The sequence below is a fragment of the Arthrobacter sp. STN4 genome, from assembly GCF_024539665.1.
In the GTDB taxonomy this organism is placed as follows: Bacteria; Actinomycetota; Actinomycetes; order Actinomycetales; family Micrococcaceae; genus Specibacter.
Window position 1 is genome coordinate 1 of sequence record NZ_JAKZGX010000051.1, and the last position, 7,731, is coordinate 7,731.

A 7,731-nucleotide genomic window follows, 5' to 3' on the forward strand; every position below is an offset into this window, starting at 1 on the left:
CCGCGTCATCCAACGCCTGCTGGCCATGACCGCCGCGATCTGGCACAACGACCAAACCGGGCAAGCCATCCGCCGCTCACTCACCGCCTACGACCATTAACCAACTTGGAATTACTCATCTAGCGGCCGAGGGGCCCGGCCTTTAGGACAGCACGTCCTTCGTGGCGAACCGGCCGTAGGCCAGCGCCCCAAACACCAGGACGTATCCGAGTTGAAGCACGGCATTGTTGCCGAACGACGTCCATTCGACGGGTTGGCGGAGCAGGTCGGCAAACCCGAGCCACCAGTGGCTGAACAGCCACGGATGCAACCAGTCCAGCTGCGGCAGCGCGTCGAGCACCTGGGCGGCGATGGCCAGCACAACGGTGGCCGCCATGGCCCCGACGGGCACGTCGGTCAGGGTGGAAATGAAAAGGCCGACTGCCGCCAATCCCAGGAGAGACACGAACACGTACGCACCAACAAGCAGGATCCTGCCCTCGGCCGTCCAGACGTCCACCAGGTCCCCCGACAACAAGGGCACCGGCCCGGAGGGGAACAAGGCGAGCCCTGCAACGGTGCCGGCCAACAGCACGGCGGAAGTCGCGGCCGCGCAAAATACTGCCGTGCCCACGTATTTGACGAGCAGCAGGCGGGCCCGCCCGGCGGGCGCCGCCAGCAGGTAGCGCAGAGTGCCCAGCCCGGCTTCACCGGCAAGGGTGTCGCCGGAGACAACGCCTACCGTCAGGGGCAGGAACAGCGGTGTGCACAGGACCAGTGCCGTCAGCACCACGAACAGGCCGTTGTGCGTGATCCGGTCCAGAAAGGCCGGGCCCTCGCCGCCGCTTCCTGCACCCGTGACCCTGACGGCGACGGCAATGAGGACCGGAACGGCCGCCAGCGCAGCCAGCATGGCCCAGGTCCGCCGGCGGCGGAACATGACGGAGAGTTCCGAGGCGAGCAACGGCCAGGTCCGGGCCCGCGCACGGGCGGTGGGCGCTCCGGCGGGCCTGCCGTCCGGCAGGGCGCCCGGCCGGCCGGCTGGAAGGCCGGCCACGGGTCCGGGCGCTGGCCCCTCCCTGCCGTGGGCCACTGCCGAATACGGGGCGGCTGCCGGCGGCTCCTCCCCCGGGGCGTTCCACCCGCCACCATGGCCTTCAGGGCTGCTCTCACCGGACAACGTCGAACCCCTCCCCCGTCAGTGCCACGAAACGGTCCTCAAGGCTTCCACTTTCCATGCTGAAGCCGCGCACCCGCACGCCCCCACGGACCAGTGCGGCCACAATCTCCTCCGCACGGGGCGTTCCGGCGGGCGCCGCGTCCACCGCGGACGGGAACTGCGCCGTGACAGGCGGCCCATCCATGTCATCCACGGCCTGGGTTGCCGGGCCGGGGACCAGGCCCAGGGCCGCCAGGACGCCCCGGGCGGGCCCGGCGTCGGGCGTGCGGACAACCACCAGCGGGCGGCCCGCCGCACGGAGCGCGGCCAGCGTCCCCTGGGCCACGAGCTGCCCCGCCCGCATGATGGCGGCGTGCGTGCAGATTTGTTCCACTTCGGCGAGCAGGTGGCTGGAGACAAAGACAGTTATACCTTCCGCGGCAAGGGACCGCACCAGGTTGCGGACCTCGCGGGTGCCTTGCGGATCCAGGCCGTTGGTCGGCTCGTCCAGGACCAGTAGCTCGCGGGGGCGCAGCAGGGCGTTGGCAAGGCCCAGGCGCTGCTTCATGCCCAGCGAATAGGCCTTGACCTTCTTGGCCGCCGCATGCTGGAGCCCCACCCGTTCCAGTGCCCCGGCCACCCGTTGACGGCGCGTGGTGCGCTGGGAATGCGGGTCTGCGGCATCGAGCCGGTGCAGGTTGGCCGTGCCGGAGAGGAAGGGGTAAAACGCCGGGCCTTCCACGAGGGCGCCCACGCGCGGCAGCACTGCGTCCAGGCGTCGCGGCATGTCCTCGCCCAGCACGGAGGCCGAGCCGCTGGTGGCGTTGGCCAGCCCCAGCAGCATGCGGATGGTGGTGGTCTTGCCGGAACCATTGGGCCCCAGGAAGCCAAAGACGGAGCCGGCCGGGACGCTGAGGTCGAGGCCGGCGACGGCGGTTTGCCGGCCGAACACCTTGGTCAGGCCGTGGGTTTCAATGACTGGCGCGGGGGTGTGCGCCGGCCGGCCGCTCACCGGGCCGCTGCGGCCTGCTCGAGTGCTGCAAGCGGGACGGCGCCGGCATAAAGTGCACCGCCGGGGGTGATCAGCACGGTGAACAGTGCAGTGGACAGCGCATGCCCGCCCGGGACGGGTTGCAGCAGGCGTGCCACTGCAGGCGCGGCGGTCAGGTCCGACGGCACTGTGCCGGCGGGTGCCTCGGTGATGGCTGCCCAGCCGGTGCCGGAAGTGTCAACCTTGGGGGCGGCGTGCGTGCGGGCGTGTGCACGGGGGCCCACGGCATGGGGATGCAGCTTGGGTGCAGGTACGGTCTTTCGGGTGACGGAGGTGCCCGGCGGCGGGGTGAACATGAAGGTGGACGCCGGTGGGGCGGCCAGATCCAGCGTGCTGAAACCAATGTCCACTGCCGCGGAGTCCTGCCCGCGTGCCGTCACGGTCACCCGCAGGGGCAGTCCGGTGGCGGCATCAACGGCGATGGTGACCTTGCCGATAAGTGTCTTTGTGGTCCGTGGGATGAGCTGCAGCTCGTAGGCGCCGCGCTTGGCAACCTTCGTGTTCGGTCCCAGGCTGAGTTGCGTGGTGGGGTCAAGGCCCTTGACCAGTTCCGCGGCCAGGGCGCTGGGGGTTTGTTCGAAAGCGCCGGGCGCCAGCGCCCTGGGCAGCTTGGGGTTGTGCAGCTTGGGGTTGTGCAGCTTGGGGTTGTGCAGCTTGGCATTGTGAAGCCTGGGGTTGCGCATGCCGGGCCCCGGCAGCGTCGTTTCCGTGGCCTTGTTGGTGGCGCTGTTGTAGGTCCAGACGGTGGTGCCGTTGTGGATGAGGTCGCGTTCGGCCAGCTTGTCCAGTACCTGCACACGCTGCCTGCCGGCGCCGTCCAGGTACACCCGTACGGTGTGGGGTCCAGTCAAAAACCCCAGCAGCTGGCTGATGGTGGCGGCCTTGAGGGGATTCCGGGCCACGGCTGACGTGCCTCCCGCCGTGGCGCCGGAGGAGGCGCCGGGCCCAAGCGATGCCCGTTGTCCGGGGGACCCCGGGCCCAGGTCAGGCAGCTGGGGCAGGCCCAGGCGGGCTGATTCCTGCACGGTGCCCGAGAGCTGGTGCACCGTGTTGCCGGCCATGAGGGCCAGTACCTGTTGCGGTGTCCTGTGCGGGAGGTCAACGGTTGACGAAACCTGGAGGGGTCCGGCCAGCACGGCAGCGGCGATGACCGCCGGCATGGCCGCTGCGGGCATCCAACGAATCCATTGGCGGGTCATGGCAGTCCCGCCCCTGCTGGTGTGCGCACGCCTCCAGCTTACGCCGGTGCGCAGGAGGGGAAGCTGTGAATTCACCGGCATTTGCCGCAGGGGCAGGCAGTTTCCCTCCCCGCCCAGCCACGGCCGCCGGGGCAGCCGTGGCGGGGCGGCTGCAGCGTGGTGGCAGGGCTGGCAACGGCGTGTCCCGGCATGCGTCCGGCAGGGGTGCGGCATGACCCGGACCGCCGTCGTCATTCCATGCCGCAACGACTCCGCCATGCTGGAAGGCTGCCTGGCACTGCTGGCCGCACAGGACCGTCCGGCAGACCAGCTCATTGTGCTGGACAATGCGTGCACGGACAACACCGCCGATGTTTGCGCGGCGGCCGGTGTCCTGCGGATCGTCTCGACACCGCCGGTCATTGCACCCACCGAGGCGCACGGCTTCGACGCGGCCGCTGCAGCGGGCGCACAGATCCGGGCGCACCTGGATGCAGATTCACGTCCGCCCGCCGACTGGCTGGCAAGAGTGGAAACAGGGTGGAAACAGAGCTGTTGGGCGCGGGACCGCTGTCCCTGCTGACGGGACCCGGCGACTTTTACGACCGGAGCCGGCTCGTGTGCCGCATGGGACGCACGCTCTACCTGGGCGGCTACCACCATATGGTGGGTACCCTGTTGGGCCACCCGCCGGCCTTTGGCTCCAAATCCGCCATGACTGTCGACGACTGGGCCCGAACAGGACCCCGCGTTTTGTAAAACTCCCCCCTGGTCCACGACGCCCTCGACATCTCCTGCCGGCTGCGCCCCGACATGCACGTGGTGTACGACGCCGGCCTGCGCATGCCCGTCGACGTCCGGCCGTTCCGTTCGTGGGCATCACCAGCGCCCCGGCTGGCCATGGCGTGGGAAACGTTCCGACTTGAGTTCCGGGGCGAGCCGCCGCTGCGCCGGCACCGGTCCCGGCGCCGGCGGGCCGGGGCGCACCGACGCTGCCCCTCCCCGGTGCCGGGCTTGTGCGGCCCTGCCGAAGGGCTCCAGCATGTCCCGGCACAGCTGGTGCGGCGACGTCTCGCAGGGGCTGTGCCCGGAACGGTAGACGGCCAGTGCGGCGCCGATGGACTCAGCAAACGTGCCATGGAGGCGTGTGGGCCAGAGGCCATGCTCCCCCACGGCCACCAGCGTGGGCAGTCCGGCAGCTGCGAGCGCTGCGGTGAAATCCGGGGTCCGGTGCATGGGGCCGACCATGTCCCGCACGGACTGGCGGCGGGTGAGCCGGAAGCGGTCGCGGACAAAGCGGAGCCTGCCGGGCGGCACCGGGATGACGTTGGACTGGATCCAGGAAATCATGGGGGCCGCGCCTGTCCGGTCGCCGCCCAGGACGGTCGGCGGGCCGTTCCTGCTGATTCCGCGGAAGCTTCGCCCGGCCAGCGGCGGGCTCCCCAGCAGCGTCAGGCCCGCCAAGAGCCCCGGCTCAGCCGCGCAGGCGAGCGAAGCCACGGTGCCGGCAAAGGAATAGCCCACCACGTGTAGCGGGCGGCCCGCCGTGGCCACGGCGTCGCGCACCACTGCCAAGACGTCGTCCGTCAAGGGCCGGTGGCTGTAGTGCGTTCGCGGGGCTGAGGTTTTCCGGGCCGGCTCCGGTGGACTCGTACTGGCCGGCCAGGTCCAGGCAGGCGGTGTTGCAGCCGGCCGCGGCCGGCAGGGGCATCATGAAGGCAAAGTCCTCCTTGGAGCCGATCCCGCCGGGCGCCAGGACCACCGGCTGCCCGGCGGGATCGCCCGGTCAGATGGCGGCGAGCGCGCCGCACGGGGCGTCAAAGGTGGAGCGGGCGAATTCCGGGCCAAGCGGCGCCCAGTTAAGGTCCGGCAGCCCGGCGTCGAGCAGTTCGTCGGTATCTGGCGTGCCGCCCCCCTCCAAAGGAATGTAGGGGCCGGTACACTTCCTGGGACTCCGGGAAGCGGAAGTTTTGCTGCCAGGTGTGTTCGGTGTTGGCGCTTTCCCAGCCGTACACGAACGGGTCAACCTCGACGCCGTGGCGCTGGAGGCTGGCGATCAGGTTCAGGTTGGCTGTGTAAAAAAGTCCCGTTCCGGCGTGGTGATGAACACCGGCGGGCAGCGGGCCTCCGGCCATTCGATGGGCGACATGTAGTCGGCCGCCTCGCGCAGGCGCGTCCTGTCCCTGCCGGTCCCCGGCCCGTGCATGAGCATGCGGATGAAGTTCAGGCTCAGCACGAATCCCGGATCGAAAAAGACGAAAATGGTCCGCCACGCTGCAGTGCTGCACCAGGCCCTTCAGGCTGGCCGCGGGCAGGCCCGGCTGCAGCCTGTAGCACCCGGCCGGCGAAGGGCGGAAGGTGGCGGCCGTGATGGGCGCGGAAATCTGGCTGCCGGCCCAGTCGCCGCCGAGCACCACCCGTGGCGGGTCCCCGCCGAGTCGGGCGATGTTGCCGGCCACCCACGCCAGCGCGGCATTGGCGTCCTGCAACACGTGGCCCAAAGTGAACCGTGGCGCCTTGCGGTAGTTGGCGTTCACCACCACCAGGCCGGCCGCGGCCTGACTGGCACCGTCCTTGGTGGGCGGCACCTTGTCCCCGGACGTCCAGCCGCCCCGTGGAAGTACACGTACACGGCGAGCAGGCCGTTCCCGGCGGGTTCCGGCACGCGGCGCAGTACGGCCCGGGCACACCCGCCGGATGCAAAGGTGCCGCCGGATCCGCCAGCCTCAGCGCCCTCCATGGGTCAAGGCTGCGCCCATGCCCTCCACGTTGCGCCAGCCAACCGGGCGTAGCGTGGAGGGCATGGACGCGTTGGCAATCTACACGGTGGGGCACTCCACACACCCGTTCCCGGAGTTCCTTCAGCTTCTGGCGGCGCACGGCATTGGGCGCCTGGTGGACGTGCGCACCATCCCCAAGTCCAGGCACAACCCGCAATTCATGCAGGCTGCGCTGGCGGTGGACCTGCCCGCGGCGGGCATCAGCTACGAACGGGCCGCCGGGCTGGGCGGACTGCGCCACACGCACCGGGACAGCCCCAACGGCGGTTGGCGGAACGCATCCTTCCGGGGCTATGCCGACTACATGCAGACACCGGAATTTGTGCAGGCCCTGGAGGGGCTCATCGCCGACGCCCGCGGCGGGCGCACCGCCATCATGTGTGCCGAAGCCGTGCCGTGGCGCTGCCACCGTTCCCTCATTGGCGATGCCCTGCTGGTGCGCGGAATTTCCGTCCTGGACATCCTGGACGAAAGGCCCGCCAGGCCGCACCGCTTGACGTCGTTTGCCCGCGTCGACGGCATCATGGTCAGCTACCCGCCCGAGACCGGGCCCGGCGCCCGCACTGGCAGTGGCGGCCCGTGACGGATCCGCCGGCCCGGGGCTGGACGTGCGGATCCTTCTTGGCTAGTTTATGGACATGGCCGACGCCCACACCGGGCGCAGCCTGTCGGTATCACCACCACAGCATGACGCACAGGTACGACGGCAGGATCAACATAGGGAGGAACAATGGGTTTCATATCTTGGATCATCTTGGGCCTGATCGTGGGGGCCATCGTCAAGGCAATCATGCCCGGGAGGGTCGGGGGCGGCTGGATCACGACCCTGGTCCTCGGCATTGTCGGCGCCATCGTCGGCGGCTGGATCGGCGCCCTGCTCTTCCACAGCGGCGGCATGTCCTTCTGGAACATCGGTTCATGGATCCTGGCCATTGTCGGCGGCCTCGTCGTGGCCGGCATTTACGGGGCCATCAAGGGCCGTTCCAGGTCGGCCGCCTGATCGACGATGCGTGTGGGCCGGCGCCGGGGGCGCCGGCCCACATCCGTCAGCCGGCGTTCGGGTGCCAGATGCCGAACCGGTTTCCCTGCGGGTCCTCAAGGTGGGCGAACTGGATGGTCCCGTTGTCCACGCGGGGCACGACAACCCTGGCCCCCAGGCCCACCGCCTTGTCAATGCCTGCCGCGACGTCGTCCACCTGGACGTAGAAGATGGCCCAGGTTCCCGCGCCCATCGTGGAGGTGTCCCACAGGCCGCCCTTGCCGCCGTCGACCATGCTGTAGCTGCCCTCGGAGGGCGGGCCGACGGGCCAGCCAAACAAGCCTGAATAAAAGGCCGAGGCGGCCTCGGGATCCGGGGATCCGATCTCAAAGTAGTTCACGGGGTTGTTCATGGCGGTCCTTCCGGGGCGGGGTGGTATCCCACCAGCATCGCCCCGCCGGGGCCCCGGGGCAAGGGGTCGACGAGACTCATGAAAAGTGCTCGCGTAATGGGGTGCGTGCCTCATTTGGGAAGTGCTCGCGAAATCTCTGGTGCATGTTCGGGTGCTTTGGTGTGCTGGAGGGATGGGCTACAGGGTGTCGTTG

At 69.6% G+C, this 7,731-nt stretch carries 9 protein-coding genes; 3 read left to right on the plus strand and 6 right to left on the minus strand.

All coding sequences use genetic code 11. The features are described from left to right. Positions 1–142: 142 nt before the first annotated feature. From MMF96_RS18960 to MMF96_RS18970, 3 genes are all read right to left on the minus strand, one after another. Positions 143–919, minus strand: a complete 777-nt coding sequence (locus MMF96_RS18960) for an ABC transporter permease (RefSeq protein WP_256884431.1) — start codon at positions 917–919, stop codon at positions 143–145. Positions 920–1,148: 229 nt separating this feature from the next. After that, positions 1,149–2,150 (minus strand): ABC transporter ATP-binding protein, encoded by a 1,002-nt coding sequence (locus MMF96_RS18965; RefSeq protein ID WP_256884426.1) that lies wholly within the window; start codon positions 2,148–2,150, stop codon positions 1,149–1,151. After that, positions 2,147–3,388: a DUF2092 domain-containing protein gene (locus tag MMF96_RS18970; RefSeq protein WP_256884427.1), complete on the minus strand. Its 1,242-nt coding sequence runs from the start codon at positions 3,386–3,388 to the stop codon at positions 2,147–2,149. The genes MMF96_RS18965 and MMF96_RS18970 overlap by 4 nt, the downstream gene beginning before the upstream one ends. 211 nt (positions 3,389–3,599) lie before the next feature. Between MMF96_RS18970 and MMF96_RS18975 the strand changes: the two genes are divergently transcribed. After that, the gene (locus tag MMF96_RS18975) at positions 3,600–3,950 is read left to right on the plus strand and encodes a glycosyltransferase family 2 protein (protein WP_256884428.1); all 351 of its coding nucleotides are present in this window, start codon (positions 3,600–3,602) and stop codon (positions 3,948–3,950) included. Positions 3,951–4,246: 296 nt separating this feature from the next. On the opposite strand, the gene MMF96_RS18980 is transcribed toward MMF96_RS18975, so the two are convergent. Both MMF96_RS18980 and MMF96_RS18985 read right to left on the minus strand, forming a co-directional pair. Then, complete coding sequence (locus MMF96_RS18980; RefSeq protein ID WP_256884429.1) at positions 4,247–4,957, minus strand: alpha/beta fold hydrolase; 711 nt, start codon at positions 4,955–4,957, stop codon at positions 4,247–4,249. Between the two features lie 269 nt (positions 4,958–5,226). Further along, positions 5,227–5,955 (minus strand): alpha/beta hydrolase, encoded by a 729-nt coding sequence (locus tag MMF96_RS18985; protein ID WP_256884430.1) that lies wholly within the window; start codon positions 5,953–5,955, stop codon positions 5,227–5,229. Between the two features lie 214 nt (positions 5,956–6,169). Between MMF96_RS18985 and MMF96_RS18990 the strand changes: the two genes are divergently transcribed. Beyond that, complete coding sequence (locus MMF96_RS18990) at positions 6,170–6,730, plus strand: DUF488 family protein (RefSeq protein WP_176618541.1); 561 nt, start codon at positions 6,170–6,172, stop codon at positions 6,728–6,730. A 147-nt stretch (positions 6,731–6,877) separates the two neighbouring features. Beyond that, on the plus strand, positions 6,878–7,147 hold the full coding sequence (locus tag MMF96_RS18995; protein ID WP_176618542.1) for a GlsB/YeaQ/YmgE family stress response membrane protein: 270 nt from the start codon (positions 6,878–6,880) through the stop codon (positions 7,145–7,147). Positions 7,148–7,193: 46 nt separating this feature from the next. On the opposite strand, the gene MMF96_RS19000 is transcribed toward MMF96_RS18995, so the two are convergent. Beyond that, the gene (locus MMF96_RS19000; RefSeq protein WP_176618543.1) at positions 7,194–7,538 is read right to left on the minus strand and encodes a VOC family protein; all 345 of its coding nucleotides are present in this window, start codon (positions 7,536–7,538) and stop codon (positions 7,194–7,196) included. Between the last annotated feature and the right edge of the window lie 193 nt (positions 7,539–7,731).

Coding starts and splice junctions, on each gene's coding strand:
- MMF96_RS18960 (WP_256884431.1), bottom strand. CDS start 919: ATGTTCCGCCGCCGGCGGACCTGGGCCATGCTGGCTGCGCTGGCGGCC.
- MMF96_RS18995 (WP_176618542.1), top strand. CDS start 6,878: ATGGGTTTCATATCTTGGATCATCTTGGGCCTGATCGTGGGGGCCATC.
- MMF96_RS19000 (WP_176618543.1), bottom strand. CDS start 7,538: ATGAACAACCCCGTGAACTACTTTGAGATCGGATCCCCGGATCCCGAG.
- MMF96_RS18970 (WP_256884427.1), bottom strand. CDS start 3,388: ATGACCCGCCAATGGATTCGTTGGATGCCCGCAGCGGCCATGCCGGCG.
- MMF96_RS18975 (WP_256884428.1), top strand. CDS start 3,600: ATGACCCGGACCGCCGTCGTCATTCCATGCCGCAACGACTCCGCCATG.
- MMF96_RS18990 (WP_176618541.1), top strand. CDS start 6,170: ATGGACGCGTTGGCAATCTACACGGTGGGGCACTCCACACACCCGTTC.